Origin of the sequence: Rhodococcus sp. 24CO (assembly GCF_050586165.1) — a bacterium.
In the GTDB taxonomy this organism is placed as follows: Bacteria; Actinomycetota; Actinomycetes; order Mycobacteriales; family Mycobacteriaceae; genus Rhodococcus_F.
In genome coordinates this window covers 110,195-127,894 of record NZ_JAZFNF010000011.1, presented here as the reverse complement: position 1 = coordinate 127,894, position 17,700 = coordinate 110,195, and the positions used below count along the sequence as shown (strand labels likewise).

General features: G+C 62.9%; 17 protein-coding genes. 10 read left to right on the top strand and 7 right to left on the bottom strand.

Annotated elements, in window-relative coordinates:
* Positions 1-8 precede the first annotated feature (8 nt).
* Genes V2B23_RS25890 through dmpG form a run of 3 tightly spaced genes read left to right on the top strand, consistent with a single transcriptional unit; the run spans position 9 to position 2,802 of the window.
* Complete coding sequence (locus tag V2B23_RS25890) at positions 9-836, top strand: 2-keto-4-pentenoate hydratase (protein ID WP_430952921.1); 828 nt, start codon at positions 9-11, stop codon at positions 834-836.
* A complete protein-coding gene (locus tag V2B23_RS25885; protein ID WP_430952920.1) occupies positions 833-1,777 on the top strand; it encodes an acetaldehyde dehydrogenase (acetylating) in 945 nt (314 codons plus the stop codon). Before V2B23_RS25890 ends, V2B23_RS25885 begins: the two co-directional genes overlap by 4 nt.
* Entirely contained in the window at positions 1,774-2,802 is a 1,029-nt protein-coding gene (gene dmpG, locus V2B23_RS25880; RefSeq protein WP_430952919.1) for a 4-hydroxy-2-oxovalerate aldolase, read from the top strand. Before V2B23_RS25885 ends, dmpG begins: the two co-directional genes overlap by 4 nt.
* A 13-nt stretch (positions 2,803-2,815) precedes the next feature.
* Here dmpG and V2B23_RS25875 read toward each other — a convergent pair whose 3' ends face one another.
* Positions 2,816-4,402: an MFS transporter gene (locus tag V2B23_RS25875; protein WP_430952918.1), complete on the bottom strand. Its 1,587-nt coding sequence runs from the start codon at positions 4,400-4,402 to the stop codon at positions 2,816-2,818.
* Between the two features lie 56 nt (positions 4,403-4,458).
* On the opposite strand from V2B23_RS25875, the gene V2B23_RS25870 reads away from it, so the two are divergent.
* Positions 4,459-5,091: a TetR/AcrR family transcriptional regulator gene (locus tag V2B23_RS25870; RefSeq protein ID WP_430952917.1), complete on the top strand. Its 633-nt coding sequence runs from the start codon at positions 4,459-4,461 to the stop codon at positions 5,089-5,091.
* Positions 5,092-5,132: 41 nt separating this feature from the next.
* Here the strand turns inward: V2B23_RS25870 and V2B23_RS25865 are convergent, their stop codons facing one another.
* Positions 5,133-6,182, bottom strand: coding sequence for an adenylate/guanylate cyclase domain-containing protein (locus tag V2B23_RS25865; RefSeq protein ID WP_430952956.1), 1,050 nt, complete (start codon positions 6,180-6,182; stop codon positions 5,133-5,135).
* A 195-nt stretch (positions 6,183-6,377) separates the two neighbouring features.
* Here V2B23_RS25865 and V2B23_RS25860 point away from each other — a divergent pair, with 195 nt between their 5' ends.
* Together V2B23_RS25860 and V2B23_RS25855 are read left to right on the top strand one after the other, a co-directional pair.
* Positions 6,378-7,091: a DUF6319 family protein gene (locus V2B23_RS25860; protein WP_430952916.1), complete on the top strand. Its 714-nt coding sequence runs from the start codon at positions 6,378-6,380 to the stop codon at positions 7,089-7,091.
* A gap of 74 nt (positions 7,092-7,165) precedes the next feature.
* Complete coding sequence (locus tag V2B23_RS25855; protein ID WP_430952915.1) at positions 7,166-7,822, top strand: serine protease; 657 nt, start codon at positions 7,166-7,168, stop codon at positions 7,820-7,822.
* Between the two features lie 59 nt (positions 7,823-7,881).
* Here the strand turns inward: V2B23_RS25855 and ilvD are convergent, their stop codons facing one another.
* Positions 7,882-9,576: a dihydroxy-acid dehydratase gene (gene ilvD, locus V2B23_RS25850; protein WP_430952914.1), complete on the bottom strand. Its 1,695-nt coding sequence runs from the start codon at positions 9,574-9,576 to the stop codon at positions 7,882-7,884.
* Between the two features lie 130 nt (positions 9,577-9,706).
* On the opposite strand from ilvD, the gene V2B23_RS25845 reads away from it, so the two are divergent.
* The 3 genes from V2B23_RS25845 to V2B23_RS25835 all read left to right on the top strand — a co-directional run bounded on the left by V2B23_RS25845 (position 9,707) and on the right by V2B23_RS25835 (position 13,045).
* The gene (locus tag V2B23_RS25845; protein ID WP_430952913.1) at positions 9,707-11,386 is read left to right on the top strand and encodes an alkaline phosphatase D family protein; all 1,680 of its coding nucleotides are present in this window, start codon (positions 9,707-9,709) and stop codon (positions 11,384-11,386) included.
* The gene (locus V2B23_RS25840) at positions 11,383-12,657 is read left to right on the top strand and encodes an alkaline phosphatase family protein (protein ID WP_430952912.1); all 1,275 of its coding nucleotides are present in this window, start codon (positions 11,383-11,385) and stop codon (positions 12,655-12,657) included. The genes V2B23_RS25845 and V2B23_RS25840 overlap by 4 nt, the downstream gene beginning before the upstream one ends.
* A gap of 76 nt (positions 12,658-12,733) precedes the next feature.
* Entirely contained in the window at positions 12,734-13,045 is a 312-nt protein-coding gene (locus V2B23_RS25835) for an HNH endonuclease (RefSeq protein ID WP_430952955.1), read from the top strand.
* Between the two features lie 10 nt (positions 13,046-13,055).
* Here the strand turns inward: V2B23_RS25835 and V2B23_RS25830 are convergent, their stop codons facing one another.
* Positions 13,056-13,613: a TIGR03086 family metal-binding protein gene (locus V2B23_RS25830; protein WP_430952911.1), complete on the bottom strand. Its 558-nt coding sequence runs from the start codon at positions 13,611-13,613 to the stop codon at positions 13,056-13,058.
* 81 nt (positions 13,614-13,694) lie between these two features.
* On the opposite strand from V2B23_RS25830, the gene V2B23_RS25825 reads away from it, so the two are divergent.
* Positions 13,695-14,927 (top strand): winged helix-turn-helix domain-containing protein, encoded by a 1,233-nt coding sequence (locus tag V2B23_RS25825; RefSeq protein WP_430952910.1) that lies wholly within the window; start codon positions 13,695-13,697, stop codon positions 14,925-14,927.
* 48 nt (positions 14,928-14,975) lie between these two features.
* On the opposite strand, the gene V2B23_RS25820 is transcribed toward V2B23_RS25825, so the two are convergent.
* The 3 genes from V2B23_RS25820 to ipdA are packed head-to-tail and all read right to left on the bottom strand — an operon-like array spanning position 14,976 to position 17,694.
* Positions 14,976-16,037 (bottom strand): NAD(P)H-dependent flavin oxidoreductase, encoded by a 1,062-nt coding sequence (locus V2B23_RS25820; protein WP_430952909.1) that lies wholly within the window; start codon positions 16,035-16,037, stop codon positions 14,976-14,978.
* A complete protein-coding gene (locus tag V2B23_RS25815) occupies positions 16,034-16,789 on the bottom strand; it encodes a CoA-transferase subunit beta (RefSeq protein ID WP_033236658.1) in 756 nt (251 codons plus the stop codon). The genes V2B23_RS25820 and V2B23_RS25815 overlap by 4 nt, the downstream gene beginning before the upstream one ends.
* The gene (ipdA, locus tag V2B23_RS25810) at positions 16,786-17,694 is read right to left on the bottom strand and encodes a cholesterol ring-cleaving hydrolase subunit IpdA (protein WP_430952908.1); all 909 of its coding nucleotides are present in this window, start codon (positions 17,692-17,694) and stop codon (positions 16,786-16,788) included. The genes V2B23_RS25815 and ipdA overlap by 4 nt, the downstream gene beginning before the upstream one ends.
* Positions 17,695-17,700: the final 6 nt, after the last annotated feature.

Sequence of the window (17,700 nt, the reverse complement as noted above, 5' to 3'; positions counted from 1 at the left end):
TAGGGGTCATGAGCCAGCCCTCGAATTCCAGTACAGCGAGCGAGACCGACATCGCCGCTGCCGCGGATCGCCTCGCGACCGCCGCCGCAACCGGCGTGCCCTGCGCACCCGTGCGGGATCTGATCGGTAGTGACGACCTCGTTGCCGCGTACGCCGTGCAGCGCCGCGTCGACGAAATCCGTCGTAATGCCGGTGCCGTCGTTGTTGGTCGCAAGATCGGCCTGACCTCGGTGGCAGTCCAGCAGCAACTCGGCGTCGATCAGCCCGACCTCGGTGTTCTGTACGCCGATATGGACTTCACCGGCAGCGATTCGATCCCTATGGACCGCCTGATCCAGCCCAAGGTCGAGGCCGAAGTTGCCTTCGTGCTCGGCGCAGACCTCGTTGACGGACCGCTGGACAGCGCCCAGGTCCGCGATGCGATCGAGTACTCCGTTGCCGCGATCGAAATCTGCGACAGCCGCGTCGAGTCCTGGGACATCAAGTTCGGTGACACTGTCGCCGACAACGCGTCGTCCGGCGTGTACGTCCTCGGCACCGAGCGCCGCACCCTCGACGAGGTCGAACCTGCTGACGTTGTCATGTCGATGAGCGTCGACGGCGTCGAGGTGTCCACCGGCGTCGGAACCGCATGCTTGGGCGATCCGATCGAGGCAGTTGTCTGGCTCGCCCGCACGGCCCGCGAACTCGGTCAGCCGTTGACCGCAGGTCAGGTCATTCTCTCCGGCGCTCTCGGCCCCATGGCGCCGGTGGCAGCGGGAAATGTCGTCACCGTGAACGTATCCGGACTCGGTTCGGTCACCACCAGTTTTTTCACCAAAGGGGACATCGCATGAGCAAGGTCAAGGTCGCGATCATCGGATCGGGCAACATCGGCACCGATCTGATGATCAAGGTGCTGCGTAATTCCGAGTACCTGGAGATGGGTGCCATGGTCGGCATCGATCCGGCGTCGGACGGTTTGGCTCGCGCGGCGCGTCTGAACGTGCCGATCACGGCCGAAGGCGTCGAGGGCCTCGTCGGTTTGCCGAACTTCGACGAGATCGAGATCGTCTTCGACGCAACGTCGGCAAAGGCGCACGTCGCCAACAACGCACGCCTGGCACCGCTCGGCAAGCGCATGATCGACCTGACACCTGCCGCGATCGGCCCGTACGTCGTGCCGGCCGTGAATGCGGACGAGCACCTGGACGCACCCAACGTCAACATGGTGACGTGTGGTGGCCAGGCCACGATCCCGATGGTTGCCGCTGTTTCTCGGGTTGTCCCGGTGGCGTACGCGGAGATCGTCGCGTCCATCGCTTCCAAGTCGGCCGGTCCCGGAACACGCGCCAACATCGACGAGTTCACCGAGACCACATCCGAGGCGATCGTGGCAGTCGGCGGCGCCCGCCGCGGCAAGGCCATCATCATCCTCAACCCCGCCGAGCCGCCGCTGATCATGCGCGACACCGTCTTCTGCCTCGTCGATGCCCCGGACCCGGCTGTCCACGAGGAGATCCGTCAGTCCATCGAGAAGATGGTCGGCGACGTCTCCGCCTACGTCCCGGGCTACCGCCTCAAGCAGGAAGTCCAGATCACCGAGATCCCGGCCGACCAGCCGGTCGAGACGTTGCTCGTCGACGGCAATCGCCCCACTCACCAGGTGTCGGTATTCCTCGAGGTCGAGGGTGCTGCACACTACCTGCCTGCGTACGCCGGCAATCTCGACATCATGACGTCCGCCGGAATGCAGATCGCGGAGCGCATCGCCCAGCAGAAGGAAGCAACCAAGTGAGCAACCGCAAGATCTTCGTCCAGGACGTCACCCTTCGCGACGGCATGCACGCTGTCCGCCACCGCATTTCACCGACCGACGTCAAGCGGATCGTCACAGCTCTCGACGCTGCCGGCGTCGACGCGATCGAAGTTGCGCACGGTGACGGCCTCGCCGGCGGCTCGCTCAACTACGGTCCCGGCTCGAACACCGACTGGGAATGGATCGAAGCTGCGGCCGAGGTGCTCGAGCACGCTCGCCTCACGACACTGCTGCTTCCGGGTGTCGGCACGATCAGTGAACTCAAGCATGCTTACGACCTGGGCGTTCGCTCGGTTCGCGTTGCCACCCACTGCACCGAGGCCGACGTCTCCGCGCAGCACATCGAAACCGCCCGCGAGATCGGCATGGACGTCTCGGGCTTCCTGATGATGAGCCACATGGCGCCTGCCGAAGAACTGGCGAAGCAGGCCAAGCTGATGGAGTCGTACGGCGCGCACTGCGTCTACGTCACCGACTCGGGTGGACGTCTGGTGATGAACGACGTCGCCGACCGTGTTCGCGCGTACCGCGACGTCCTCGACGAGGGCACTGAAATCGGTATTCACGCCCATGAGAACCTGTCGCTCTCGGTTGCCAATTCCGTTGTGGCAGTGCAGAACGGCGTCACCCGCGTCGACGCATCCCTCGCAGGTCACGGCGCCGGCGCCGGTAACTGCCCCCTCGAGGCGTTCATCGCCGTTGCCAACATCGAGGAGTGGGAGCACGGCTGCGACCTGTTCGCATTGCAGGATGCTGCCGACGACATCGTCCGTCCGCTGCAGGACCGGCCCGTTCGCGTCGACCGCGAAACCCTCACGCTCGGCTACGCGGGTGTCTACTCGAGCTTCCTGCGTCACGCGGAGACCGCGTCGGAGCGCTACGGCATCGATGTCCGCACACTGCTGCTCGAAGCCGGTCAGCGGCGTCTGGTGGGCGGTCAGGAAGACATGATCGTCGACATCGCACTCACCCTCGCTGCAGAGCGTGACCGCGAATCTGCCTGACACTCACTAGCTGTCAAGCCAAAGGCGCTGCTGTCGATTCCGACGGCAGCGCCTTTGCGGTTTTCTGCCGTCCGGGCGCCCAGAATCCGAGGATGACGGCAGAGACCCAGATGATCACGGCCAAGGTCAGTGCAGCTTGGTTCATGCCTTCGATGAAGGCTTCACGGGCGAAGTCCGCCAGTTGATCACCTTGTGGTCCGGCGCCTTCCGCGATGTGCAGGGCCGCCGCCAAGGAACCCGAGACCGGTTCCTTCGCAGGCGCGGGCAGCACGTCGACGGCCGGTTGAACGTGCCGAGCGTACGTCGTGGCCAGGATGCTGCCAGCAAGCGCAACGCCTATCGCAGAACCGATTTCGCGGGTGACGTCGTTGATCGCCGACGCGACGCCCTGCTTGGCATCCGGTGTATTGGACACGATGGCGGCGGTAGCGGGTGTGGTGCACAGTCCCAATCCGATGGCGGCAACGATCAGAGGAATGCACACGTCGACGTAGCTCGATCCCAGCTCCAACCGGGTCACGAGTGCGATTCCTGTACCCAGAAGCGCGATTCCCACTGCGGTGAGAATTCGGAGTCCGACGAGCGGGATCAGTAACGGCGACACGACGGACAGTGCCATGACGGGGACGGCCATCGGAAGAAGCGCGAGTGCCGATTGCAGTGGTGAGTAGTCGAGCACGAGTTGCAGGTACTGCACGAGCATGAAGAACATGCCGAATGTGGCGAGGAACTGAAGCACGAGTGATGTTGCGCTACTGCCGAATGCGCGGTTCGCAAACAGTCCGACATCGAGAAGTGGATGGGCGGAACGCAATTCCACGAAACTGAATACGACACCGGTTGCGATTCCGCCGATCAGGAGCGCAAGAACCACAGGGTTCAGCCAGCCGCGGACGGGCGCTTCGATCATGCCGAGGACAAAAAGGCCGATCGCCGTGGCAATCAGTGCTGTGCCCAGGAAATCGAGTGGAGTTGTCTCCTCGTCCTTCGAGGACGCGATGGTGAACGAGGCCACCAGGATGAGTCCCGAGACGACGGCGAGGCTGATGAATATCGAATGCCACGACCACTTTTCGATCAGGAAACCGGAAATGACAAGTCCGGCGATGGCGCCGGAGCCGGCCACGCCGGACCACACGCCGACAGCTCGACTGCGTTGGGTGGCCGGAAAACCAGCCGTGAGCAGCGAGAGTGTCGCAGGCATGACAAATGCGGCACCCACTCCGGAGACGACTCGGGAGGCGATGATCCATGACGGATCGTCGATGAAGACGGGGATCGCACTGCCTGCCGCGAAGACGACCAACCCGAACATCAGCAGTTCGCGTCGGCCGTAGCGGTCACCGAGGGCCCCGGCGGCCAGCAGCAGGCAGGCGAGAACGAGTGTGTAGCCGTCGACGATCCAGGTGAGCTGAGTTTGGGTGGCGCCGGTGTCCCTGGCTATGTCGGGGAGCGCGGTGTTGAGCGCGGCCATGGCTGCGACCACCAATGCCACCGCGCAGCAGGAGACGGTCAGCATCCAGATCTGCCGCGGCGTCCAGGTGCTCTGTTCGATCTCCGTCTTACTGGTCACGAAGCCTCCCCATAGAAACGAGACCATCAGTATCGTTGGGAGAATGCTAGTTCCACAACCCCGGGTTGGGTATAACTGTGGTTGTGACAACGGTTCGCGCTGATCGGCAGGCAGCAGACGAGGATCCGCGCAAACTGCGATCCCGGACTCGATTGCTCGATGCTGCAACAACACTTCTTGCCGAAGGCGGAGTCGACGCGGTGACGATCGACGCCGTCACCAAGCTTGCGAATGTTGCTCGCGCGACGTTGTATCGGCACTTCGACAGCGGCACCGAGTTGGTGGCCGCGGCGTTTGCGCGGCTGCTGCCGTCCGTGCCGGCACTGTCGGGGGAGGGCGATCTGCGAACGCAGTTGCTCGAGCTTCTCACCAGTCAAGCCAAGGCCATCGAGAGTGCCCCCGTGCAGGTCACAGCGATGTGCTGGCTTGGCTTGGGGCCCGATCTGACGGGCTACTCGAGTGCGGCCGCATTGACTGAGCGTCAACCGGAGATGCGGTCGCTGCGGCAGATGATCATCGAGCAGTACCGGGACGCCTTCGACCGAGTCCTGCGTACACCCGAAGCAATCGAGGAGTTGGGGGAGTACGACTACGACGTTGCGCTCGCGCAGTTGGTCGGCCCGTTGGTACTCACGAAATTGGCAACCCTCACCCCGTTGGGGGAATCGGCGTGCGCACAGATAGTCGACGATTTCCTTGCTGCCAGGCGCGCGTGAGCCCGATTGCCACGGTTCGAGATGGCTACGGTTGGAGATGGCTACGGTTCGAGATTGCGTCGTAGTACGTACTGCTCGAGGCGGTCGATGCCACGCACGCGTCGCGGCCGCAGGTGGCGGAGCTTGAAATTGGCGTCGTCGCTCACTGCGGCGGCCAATTCCGAATCGATCAGAACCGTGCCTGGACGCGCGGAACTGGTGAGACGGGCAGCTTTGTTGACCACCGACCCGTACAGATCGCCGAACCTGACGAGCGTCGGACCCATGGCAAGACCCACGCGCAGTTGCGGATCGTCGTGGTCGGCGAGCACCGCGCTTTGAATCTGCAAGGCGATTTCGGCAGCGTGATGGGCGCTTTCCACAGCGAACATCACTTCGTCACCGACGGTTTTGACGACCCACCCGAAGTTACGGCCGATGATTTCGGTTGACGCCGATTCGAAACGTTCGAGCAAATCGTTCAACTCGGTGGGATCGAGTCCCCGAGTCAGTGAGGTGTATCCGACGATGTCGGCAAAACCGACGATCAAGATCCGGCTGGAGAATTCTTCTCCGGGATTTCCGACGTTCCGTCCCGTCGACGCTGCGATGTGCCTCTTCCACACGTACGTCTGGAGCGATTCGACAGCGGGAATGATCTCGGCGCCGAGTCTCAGAATTTGCTTGCGGATCGCCTCGGGATCGTCATCCGCGGACTCCGTCAATTGATCGACGATGTGAGTGCCGATGATCGACACCTGCCATTCGGCGAGACGCGACATCGATTGGCCCAGCGCGCGTGCCGCAGCGACTTCGCTACTGCGCGAGATGATTCCACGATCGACCATGGTAATGATGCCTTGTAGTGCATCGGCGTCCTGTTGGGTGAACATGACGGCGTTCGGGTCGTCGTCGACGGCAAATCCCATCGCGACCCACAAACGATCTGCGCGCTCCCGGGAAACACCCGCGAACTCGGCGATCTGAGACTGTGTGTAACACCGGGGACCGCCGAGGAGGAACTCTTCGACGTCGGACTGAATGCGACTGAAGGTAGGGGCGTCGAACCCACTTCGCGACAGTGACGCGGATGGTTCGGTGCCCTCGTCGATCGGTGCTGACTCCGAACTGCTCACTGTGCTCCTTGCGTCCCATGTGCTGTGTTGTCGACACTATCTTTCACGTGCGCTCCGCCGAACAGTACTGAATTCGGCGAACCTGAGCGGCGCTGCGCGGGAACACGTCGGTGCCCTGTGCAAGAGTTGCCCCGAGAAAAGCTCTACCGACACTCTCGAAAGGATTTGCGCATGCCACCCCGTAGACGTTCCGGCGCTACCGCATCAACGCCGGATCACCTCACTGCGGAAAATTTGGCAGCTCTCGCCACGGCAGTCGCCGAAGGCAAACGCGCCACCGTATACCTGCGCGAGGCAACTCCCAGCCTCGGCATCGACGCAGGCACTTCCGCGAAGGTGGTGTCGGTGGACGGAAATACCGTGCTGATCCGCCCCAAGGGCGTCAATGACGAATTGCCCTTCGAGGCAGAGGAATTGCGCATCAACCGCGTGGCATCGACGCCCCCCAAGCCGGCGCCCCGCCCTAAACCAGTTGTGGAGTCCGAACCGCTCATGGAACCACTCGTCGAAACTCGGCCGAAGCCCCGAACCGCACCGGCAGCGGCCGCTCCGGCCGCTGTGCCCGCTACGGCTCCCGCGCCTCGTCCGGCGGTCAAGCGTGCCAAGAAACTGCCGCCAGGTGTCAGCGTCACCATCCATGCCGGCGCCGACAACGACTGGAGCGTCACCGTCACTTTGGGAGCCAAGCGCCCGGGCAAAGCGGTTCCGGTGGCACCCGATGCAGTTGAGCGCGCAATCCGCGAACTGGGTGAGCCGACGGCCATCGAAGCCGTCGAATCGATCATCGTGGAGGCGCGCGACGCAGCGGCCGCCAGAGTGGACGAGCTCAGCCGTCAACTCGAAGAAGCACGCAAGATGCTCGAAGCGCTGGGAACCAACGAGTAACTCTCCTGCGTAGGTGCCGAGTTTCCGGGGTATGCGATTTGTGCAGCGGGGACTATCTCGGCGGGGAGTGTGTGATGTTGCAGAGAATCATTTCCGTTTTGGCGGCGGTCGTAATTGCACTGGGACTCGGGTTGGTGGTCAGTGGGACGGCCGTTGCCGCGGCGACACCCCTCGGAGGGGGCAGCGGCATCATCATCAGCGACGAGACGATATGTACGTTGACCACGATCGGGCGTGACAACGGTGGTCGACTGGTGGGGATCACCGCAGGTCACTGCGGCGGACCTGGGTCGACGGTTGTTCCGGAGGATGACGAGGGAGCCGGGGTTGTCGGCACCTTCGTCAAGTCCAATTCAGAGCTCGACTACGCGATCATCGAGTTCAATCCTGCGAAGGTGACGCCGGTGCGGACGGTTGACAGCGCCACCATCACGTCAATCGGCCAGCCCGCGAGCTTCCCGGCCATCGCCTGCAAAGAAGGCCGGACAACGGGGCAGACGTGCGGCGTCGTGTGGGGAAATCTGAGCGCCGACGCCCAGACCTGGACGCAGGTGTGTGTTGACCACGGCGATTCCGGAGCCCCCGTCACTGTCGGAACCACATTGGTGGCGATGGTGAACGCCTACCTGTACGTGCCGTGTCTGGGGCCGGAACTCGGCACCAACATGTCCTCGATCATCGCGGATATCAATTCCGATGGAGGCGTCGGTGCCGGGTTCCAGCCGATCTAGCTCGGTGCGCTATCTGGCATCAGCGCGCTATCTGGCATCAGCGCGCTATCTGTTCGGGTTCAGCCGCACACTGCTCCACCTGACGCTGATCCCACCAGCTTGGTGTACTTCGCCAGCACGCCGCGTGTGTAGCGCGGAGGCAGCGGCTCCCAACCTTCTTTGCGGGCAAGCAGTTCCGAGTCCTCGACAAGCAGTTCCAAGAGTCCGGTACTGACGTCGAGGCGGATCTGATCGCCGTCACGAACAAACGCGATGGGACCGCCGTCCACAGCCTCGGGCGCGACATGTCCGACGCACAGGCCGGTGGTTCCGCCCGAGAACCTACCGTCGGTCAGCAGCAGGACGTCTTTGCCCAGGCCGGCGCCCTTGATGGCGCCGGTAATGGCCAGCATCTCGCGCATTCCGGGGCCGCCCTTTGGCCCTTCGTACCGGATCACCACAACATCGCCGGCAGTGATCGTGCCGTCCTCGAGAGCGTCCATCGCGGCGCGTTCGCGTTCGAAAACTCGTGCAGTTCCAGTGAATACATCGGACTCGAATCCGGCGGATTTGACGACTGCGCCGCCGGGAGCCAGCGACCCCTTGAGGATCGTGATGCCGCCGGTCGGATGAATGGGCTTGTTCATCGCCCGCAGAACCTTGCCGTCCGGATCGGGCGGGGTGATGTGCGCCAGATTCTCCGCCACGGTCTTGCCGGTGACGGTCAGGCAATCGCCGTGCATGAGACCGGCGTCGAGCAACGCCTTCATGATGACGGGAACTCCGCCGATGCGGTCGACGTCGGTCATGACGTGTTTTCCGAAGGGCTTCACGTCGGCGAGGTGGGGAACCTTGGCCCCGACGCGAGCAAAATCGTCGAGTGTCAGAGGGACATACGCTTCGTGGGCGATAGCCAAGAGATGCAGCACCGCGTTGGTGGAACCACCAAATGCCATGACAACGGCTATCGCGTTCTCGAATGCTTCCTTGGTGAGGATGTCGCGGGTAGTGATTCCCCGGCGAAGGAGTTCGACGACTGCTTTGCCGCTCTCGCGGGCGAATCCGTCGCGTCGACGGTCGGGCGCAGGCGGCGACGCGCTGCCGGGAAGGGACATACCCATGGCCTCCGCAGCACTGGCCATGGTGTTTGCGGTGTACATACCGCCGCAGGCACCCTCGCCGGGGCAGATGGCGCGCTCGATGGTGTCGACGTCTTCGCGGCTCATCAGTCCGCGGGCACACGCTCCCACAGCTTCGAAGGCGTCGATGACGGTGACTTCGCGTTCGGTGCCGTCGGACAGTTTTGCGACGCCAGGCAACGTGGAACCGGCGTAGAGGAACACGCTGGCGAGGTCGAGGCGGGCAGCCGCCATCAACATGCCGGGCAGTGACTTGTCGCAGCCGGCAAGGAGGACCGAACCGTCGAGGCGCTCGGCCTGCATGACGGTTTCCACGCTGTCCGCGATGACTTCACGGGAGACGAGGGAGAAGTGCATACCCTCGTGACCCATCGAAATGCCGTCGGAGACGGAGATGGTGCCGAATTCGAGGGGGAACCCACCGCCCTCCCGGACACCTTCCTTGACGGCTTTGGCCAGGCGGTCGAGGGACAGGTTGCACGGGGTGATCTCGTTCCAGGAGGACGCGACGCCGATCTGGGACTTGACCCAGTCGTCATCACCCATTCCTACTGCTCGCAACATGCCTCGCGCTGCGGTCTTTTCCAGTCCGTCGGTGACGTCACGACTTCTGGGCTTGATGTCGGGTTCGGTCATTTCCCAAGCATAGGCTCCACCTGTGCGCCCTTCTGGTAGCCGGCACCACCGAAAAGACGCACAGGCGAAGCCTGGGTGAACACTCCGAAGCTCTCTTGAACATCTGTTCAGATGCAGATTCACTCCTAGCGTGCACACGAATGCCTTTGATCGAATAACCAGACGTGGCCTCCTGCAGAGTTCGGCAGCCATTGCCGGTGCAGTGGGCCTCGGTGTCGCCTCGGCGAACCGTGCGAGTGCCGCGGTGACCGCGGGCTTCAACCACGGAGTTGCGTCCGGTGACCCACTGCCCGGCGCCGTCATCATCTGGACGCGTATCACCCCGACGGCCGACGCGACCCCGGGTTCGGGGATCGGGCCGGCAGTGACGCTGAACTGGCACGTCGCGACCGATGAGGGGTTCGCGACTGTTGTGGCGTCGGGAAGTGTTGTGGCTTCGGCAAGTTCGGACCACACTGCCAAAGTTGATGTGACGGGACTCGATTCGTCCACCACGTACTGGTACCGATTCACCACCGGTTCGGTAGTTTCCCCCGTCGGCCGCACGCGCACTGCTCCGTCGAATTCGGCGGACCTCGAACGGATGCGCTTCGGTGTTGTCTCCTGTTCCAACTGGGAGGCCGGGTATTTCGGCGCTTACCGCCACCTCGGGTTCCGTGAGGATCTCGATGCGATCATCCACTTGGGCGATTACATCTACGAATACGGCCAGGGTGAATACGGTGCGAGAAACGGATCTGTACGCCTGCACGAACCGGCACACGAGATCATTTCCCTGGCCGACTATCGAATCCGGCACGCGCAGTACAAGACCGACCCGGACCTTGCTGCTCTGCATCTGAAACTGCCGTTCATCACCACGTGGGACGACCACGAATCGGCCGACAATGCGTTCCGGGACGGCGCCGAAAATCACACTCCCGGAAGCGAAGGCGATTGGGCCGATCGAAAGGCCAACTCGGCCAAGGCCTATTTCGAGTGGATGCCGGTTCGGCCTTCGGGCAGTGGCTCGAGCGTTCAATTGTACCGCCGGTTCCGATTCGGGAACCTGGCAGAAATCTCGATGCTGGATTTGCGCACGTACCGCGACGAGCAGCCGACATTGCGTCAGGTCGACGACCCGAATCGCTCCATTACCGGACGCGCGCAAATGGATTGGCTCACCAGCGGCATCGTCACCTCGCCGGCCCAATGGAAGATCGTCGGCAATCCCGTCATGATCACGCCGTGCGTGTTTCCGCCGCTCGAACCGGCTACCACTGCGGCGCTGACCGAACTGGTAGGACTCCCGCAGGCGGGTTTCCCGTACAACACCGATCAGTGGGACGGGTACACCTCCGACCGCACACGGCTGTTCGACGCCATTACCTCGAACAACGTTGACAACACAGTCTTCATCACCGGCGATATTCACACGTCGTGGGCGTGCGATCTGCCCACCAACGCCGCCAACTATCCCGGTGGGCCAACCGTCGGAGCGGAGTTCGTCGTTCCGTCGGTGACCTCTCCCAATATCGACGACATGTTGAAAGTGCCGCCGCGCACCGCATCCGTTGCGGCGGAAGAAGCGTTCAAGGCGGTCAATCGTCACGTTCGGTACGTCGAATTGGATTCGCACGGCTACGGTGTATTCGACATCGCCCGCGACGGTACGCAGATGGACTGGTACTACGTCGACAACGTCACCGATCCACAGAGCAACGCCCACTACGCCACCAGCTACCGGCTGCCCGCCGGCGTCGGGAGCAGGGTAGCTCCGTCCTTCAGTCCTCTCGACCCGAACTCGTACCGACCAGGAGTCAACCAGTGAGCCTCGAACTCTCCCGCCGCAACGTCCTGATCGGCGGAAGTGTACTTGCGGGAACAGCTTTGCTCGGGACGCCCGCGCACGCGGGTGTACCTACCGGTGGGGGCCTTCCTGATGTCGACGTCCACGTCATGGTTGTCGACGGTATGCGCCCGGACGAACTGCGAGCGGATCTCACTCCGATGCTGACGGGTTTGGCTGCCGGCGGTGTTCACTACCCGAATGCCAGCGCGATCAACATCGCCGAGACGCTTCCCAACCACACGGCAATGATGACGGGGGTGTATCCCGCACGTTCAGGTGTGCCGGCCAATTCCGTCTACGACCCGGCGATCGACAAGAAACGCGACCTCGATCAGGCGTCGGATCTGCAGGCGTCGACCGTCCTCGACCGCGTGCGCACCGAACTCGGATTGACCACAGCTAGTGTGCTGTCCAAGCATTACCTACACGGTCTGTTCGGTGATCGCGCATCCGTTGTCTGGGATCCGCAGCCGCTGCTTCCCGGCACCGAGCATGCCCCGGACAATTTCACGATCGATGCGTTGATCCGGATCGTCGGCGAGAGCTCACCGCGGTTGTCGTTCACCAACCTCGGCGACGTGGACCGTGTTGGTCACCTTGATCTTTCGGGGCCGTCGATTCGAATCGCGCGTACCGCCGCACTGCAGAACACCGACAATCAGGTACGACGCTTTGTCGACTTCCTTCACAGCACCGGACGGTGGAATCGGAGCGTCCTCGTCGTGCTGGCCGATCACTCGATGGACTGGTCGGAGCCGACGCGACTCATCGGGCTGGATCGGCCACTCAACGCAGATCCGTTGTTGGCCGGGAAGATCCGCATCGCGCAGAACGGCGGTGCCGATCTGATCTACTTCGTAGGGCCGGATGAGGAACGGGCAGAGGCCGTTCGACGTATTCAGGAAATTGTCTCTGCTGTCGACGGCGTCGAATCAAGCCATCTTCCAACGGAATTCAATCTCGGCAACAAGGCCGGCGACGTTGTTGCGTTCTGCGCACAGGGATGGCGGTTCAGTGATCCGACGCCGCTGTCCAACCCGATTCCGGGTAATCACGGCCACTCCGTGACACTGCCGATTCCGTTCTTCCTCAGTGGTGGGCATCCTGGACTCGACGGTGGCCGCCGCGTCGACACCCCCGTGCGCACGATCGACGTGGCGCCGACAGTGGCTGCGCTCTTGGGTCTTCCGGCACCGGCCGGCGGGTGGGACGGTGCCGCTCGCACCGCGGGTGTCTCGGTAGGTGTCTAGGGGCGGTCAGTAGCATGATGCGGTGACGATCAACCGCAGTCGCAAAGCCCGGTACGCGCGCAAACGTAAGCGCCGGATGGACAGCACGACACACGACCTCAGCACCGAGCAGTGGGCCGCACTCAGATCCTCGTGGGACGGGTGCGCCTACTGCGGCGCGCAAGACGTACCGCTGCAACGTGATTGTGTTCTCCCGATCTCGCGGGGTGGCCGATACACGCTCGACAACATTGCGCCGGCATGCGCGTCGTGCAATGCCAGCAAATGCAACAGCGAAGTCACGCTCTGGTTGCGTCGTAAAGGGTATGACGAGAAGTCGTTGCTACTCCGTCACGCCGAGATCGGCATCGAGTTGAGAGGGCGTTTCTCGGAGGCAGATCTCCTTTAGCGCATCTCCTCTAGCGCGGATCACGGCCTGTCAGTGCCATCAGCCTGTCCTGCAGAGGCGAGTCCTCGGGAATCTCGACCGGGGCGGCAAACAAACCGCTTTCGGACAGCATGTCGCGCTGACCGTCGAGATCGGACCAGACGGCTTCGACGAGCGTCGGGTCCAGTCGGTCGTCCGCACCAACCGCTCGTGCCAGATCCCACGCGTGAATCGTGACGTCGGAAGTCTGCTGGCGCAGGTACGGCTCCATGTTCACCGTGCCGTAGGACAGATGAACCTGCGTATCGAGGTTTGTCGACTTCCAGGCGTTGATCGCGGCCTCGGAGTACTTCTGCCATTCGGTCCACAGATCGTCACCAACCGGAACGATGTCCGGGGTCGCTTCGCCCACGGTGAGCCCGGACAGCAGCGGAGGCACCCACTGTTGTTCCTCGATCACATGACGAACCAGGTGTTCCACCTGCCAGTCGGAATCGGGGGTAGGCACACTCCAGTCCTCGACCTGAGCGAGTCGTGAACCGAATTCGCGGTGGGCAGTGAGCACGAGTTCGAGCCAGTCAAATTCCACACTGGAGGGTAACCCGATCTTGCCGGGCTCAATCGTGGTTCCCGATTTTGCTGTCGGAGGGGATGGCTAGTCTTCACGAGTATGAGCGAAGTTGTGTCTCCCGCCGCGGCGCGCCGCATCGCGCTTGCTGCTCAGGGGTTCGGCAAAGCGCACCCCGCATCCGTGACACGACGCAACCTGGTCGGGGTCATGGACCGATTGCAGGTGCTACAGATCGATTCTGTCAACGTCTTCGAGCGCAGTCATTATCTGCCGATCTACGCGCGAATGGGCGCGTACGACAAGTCGAGACTCGATCAGCTCGCCTTCGAACCAGGATCGGGATACCTCGAATACTGGGGCCACGAAGCGACATGCTTGCCCGTCGACATGTGGCCGCTTTTCCGTTGGCGAATGGATCAGTTTCGAGCCAAGGCCCTCGCCGACAAGGACGGATGGGCATCGGATCGGCTCGACTTCCTCGAGTGGTTGCGCAGTGAATTGCGAGACAACGGACCGATGGCGGCGAGTGAGGTCGAGCACGACGCGAACACGCGGCGCGGACCGTGGTGGGGATGGTCCGACGTGAAGGTCGGCCTGGAGACCCTGTTCCGGTGGGGTGAGGTGGTATCGGCAGGTCGCGCGGGGTTCGAACGTCGCTATGCACTCGCCGAGCACGTGCTGCCGCCGGCAATCCTCGACGCCCGGGTGGAGCGGCCGGACGCGATCCGTGAGCTCGTGCTGCGCGGAGTGCGGGCACACGGGCTCGGCACTCTCGACGATATCGCCGACTACTTTCGACTGCCCAGCGCCGAAACGAGAGTTGCACTGCGAGAGCTCGAAGACGCCGGCAGCGTGCGCTCCGCCTCCGTCGAGGGGTGGGAGCGCCGGGGAAAGCCGCGGGAAGTGTGGATCGACCCTCAGGCGAAGCGGCCCAGGGTAATTCGGGCCGACGCTCTGTTGTCTCCCTTCGATCCGGTCGTGTGGGCGCGTGATCGGGCGTTGCGGCTCTTCGACTTTCACTACCGGATCGAGATCTACACTCCCGCCCACAAGCGGGTGCACGGTTACTACGTTCTGCCGGTGTTGATCGACGACAAGATCTGTGCGCGAGTCGATCTCAAGAATGACCGTCAGAACCGTCGGTTGCTTGTTCGCGCGGCGTGGGCAGAACCCACTGCGGACGCCGACACTGCGCCGCGGCTGGCGGAGCTCCTTCGCAGAACTGCACATTGGCAGGGCTGCGACACCGTGGAGGTGGAGAACAAAGGCACGATGGCGGCAGAGTTGGCGGACGCGATGAAAGCCGTGCCCGACACTGTCTTAACGCACTGAGTGCGCCTCCCCGATGTGGGGAGACGCACTCAGTGATTGCTACGTGATTCAGCGAAGAGCAGCCAGCGCGTCGATGCGCTTGACGGCGTCTTCCATGATGCTGTCGATCAGTTCCTTGCAGCTGGGCAGATCGTTGATCATGCCGACAACCTGACCCGACGCCAGCACACCGGCTTCGGTGTTACCTTCCACCAGACCGGCTTTGAGCAACATCGGGGTGTTGGCAGCCATGATGATCTGCATGATGGTGCGGTCGCCGGATCGCTTCATCGCGATTCCGTCCTTGGCGAGGGTCGACCACTTCATGCCGGTCATTGCCTTGAACTTCATGGCGTTCTTGGCGGCAGCGATCAAACCGGTTGCGTAGCTGGAACCTTCGAGGCTGTTGACCAGGTCGGTATTGAGCACGCGGTGCGGCATGCCGTCGACCTTGCGCGAAACCGTCGTATCCGTCAGTCCGCGCTTGAGGTATTCCTGCTTGACGGAATCCGGTACCGAGGAATCGCTCGTGAGCAGGAAACGGGTGCCCATTGCGACACCGGCAGCGCCGTACGCGAGTGCAGCCGTAAGCCCACGACCGTCGAAGAAACCGCCACCGGCGATCACCGGAATGTCGACGGCGTCGAGGACCGAGGGGAGGAGAAGCGTCGTTGCCACGCCGCCGGTGTGACCGCCACCCTCGCCGCCCTGGACGACGACTGCGTCCGCGCCCCAGGACGCAACCTTCACGGCATGCTTCGCAGCACCGATGGAAGGTACGACGACGATGCCGTTGTCCTTGAGCTTGGAGATCAGATCCTTCTTGGGAGCCAGGGCAAATGACGCAACCTTGACACCTTCACGGATGAGCAGATCGATGCGCTGGTTCGCGTCGGTGGCGTCGGCACGCATGTTGACGCCGAACGGCTTGGTCGTGAGCTGCTTCGTCTTCTTGATCGCATGTTCGAGCTCGTCGTACGTCATCGTGGCCGAGGCCAGGATGCCGAGACCGCCCGCGTTAGCCGTCGCCGACGTGAGTGCCGGACCGGAAACCCAGCCCATACCCGTCTGCACGATCGGGTAGTCCACGCCGACCAGTTCGGTCAGCGCAGTCTTCAGAGTGGGGGTCATGCCGAGACCTCACGGTCCCGCAGGTTGCGCGGGTCGAGGGTCTCGCGGATGAGGTGGAGCTCTTCTACGGTGGGCTCGCGGGTGACGCCGGCCTCGGCGAGCCCGGCAACCTCGAACGAGGTGTTCTCGGCAACTTCTTCTGCCGTGACGCCGGGGTGAAGGCTCAACGCGCGGAAGGTGTTTCCCGGCCCGCCGAAGTCGAAGACACCGAGGTTGGTGACAACGCGGGGGATGTTGAGGTACTTGTATGCCGGGTTCTCGGGATCGATCTGGTCGTAGCCGACACCACACACCACGTCGACCTTGTCGACGAACACTCGCTTGGAGTGCTTGGGGACGAAGTAGCTCGTGGCGTGGTTGATCGTGTTGCCCGGAGCGCCGCGCACACCGAACATCTGACGCGACGGCTGCTGAAGCGGGCCGAAAGCGGAGAGGTTCTGGTTACCGTGGCGGTCGAGCTGGTTTGCGCCCATGACCACGTGGCGACGACCGGAAGCGACCACGTCGAACACCTTGCGGAACGGCATCCATCCTTCGATGGGGCCCTTCGTTCCCACTGCCGGGGTGTCCTCGAGGATGAGGGCTTCGCCGTCGGTGATCAGGAGATCGGGCTCGGTGGTCAGACGAGCCAGGCGAGCGCCGATGGTCGATGACGTCGACATCGGGCTGGCCATGATTTCACCTGCGCCGGAGAAGATTTCGGCGCAAGCCAGGACTACGTATTCTGCGCGGGTGACGGTGGATTCACTCATGACGCCTGCTCCCCTGCCTTTGATGTGTCTGCAAACTTCTTTACTGCTGCCTGGTAGTCCTCTTCGCTGCCGGAGAGGAAGGTGTCGACAAACGCCTGCCACGACTCGGGGGTCTTTGCGGCTTCGGCGTAGTGACGCTGGAACTTCTCGTCGCGGCCGTAGCTTTCGCCGGCGAGGGTGAAGTGTGCACCGTTCGGAGCCTCGACGACGCCGTCGACCATCATGCGGTTGATCAGAAGATTCTGCAACGGAACCGATTTGACCAGTTCCTCGGTTTCGACGATGCGCTCCACGGAGACGTAACGCTTCTCCGCTGCCATGCAGTACAGATCGTCGAAGTACGGGTCGACGCCGTTGTATGCGGCATTACCGTGCTTGTCACCGAGGTTGAGGTGAACAAACGACGCGTCGAGGTTGAGCGCGGGCATCGCGATCAGGGTCTCGGAGCGGCCGTCGGCCTCGGGGTAGGGGGAGGTGACGGTCTTGAGCTCGTCGCCCCAGAAGTTACGCACATCGGATCCCAGGCCTGCGCGGATCGGCAGGAAGGGGAGACGGGCAGCGGCAGCTTCGAGGCCGCACTTGACCATTCCCTCGTCCATTTCACGGGACTCGATCTCACCGTTGGTGCGCGCCTTGGCGAACCACGGATCGTAGAACGGAGCCGAGTCCAGGGACACGAAGCCGTAGTACGCCTTCTTGACCTTGCCGGCCGAGCACAGCAGGCCGAGATCCGGTCCGCCGTACGTGACGACCGTCAGGTCCTTGATGTCCGAACGCAGGATCGCGCGAACGAAAGCCATCGGCTTACGGCGAGATCCCCAGCCGCCCAATCCGATGGTCATTCCGGAGCGAAGCTCGCCGACAACCTCGTCGAGCGACATTGTCTTGTCACGCTTGCTAGCCATGATGTC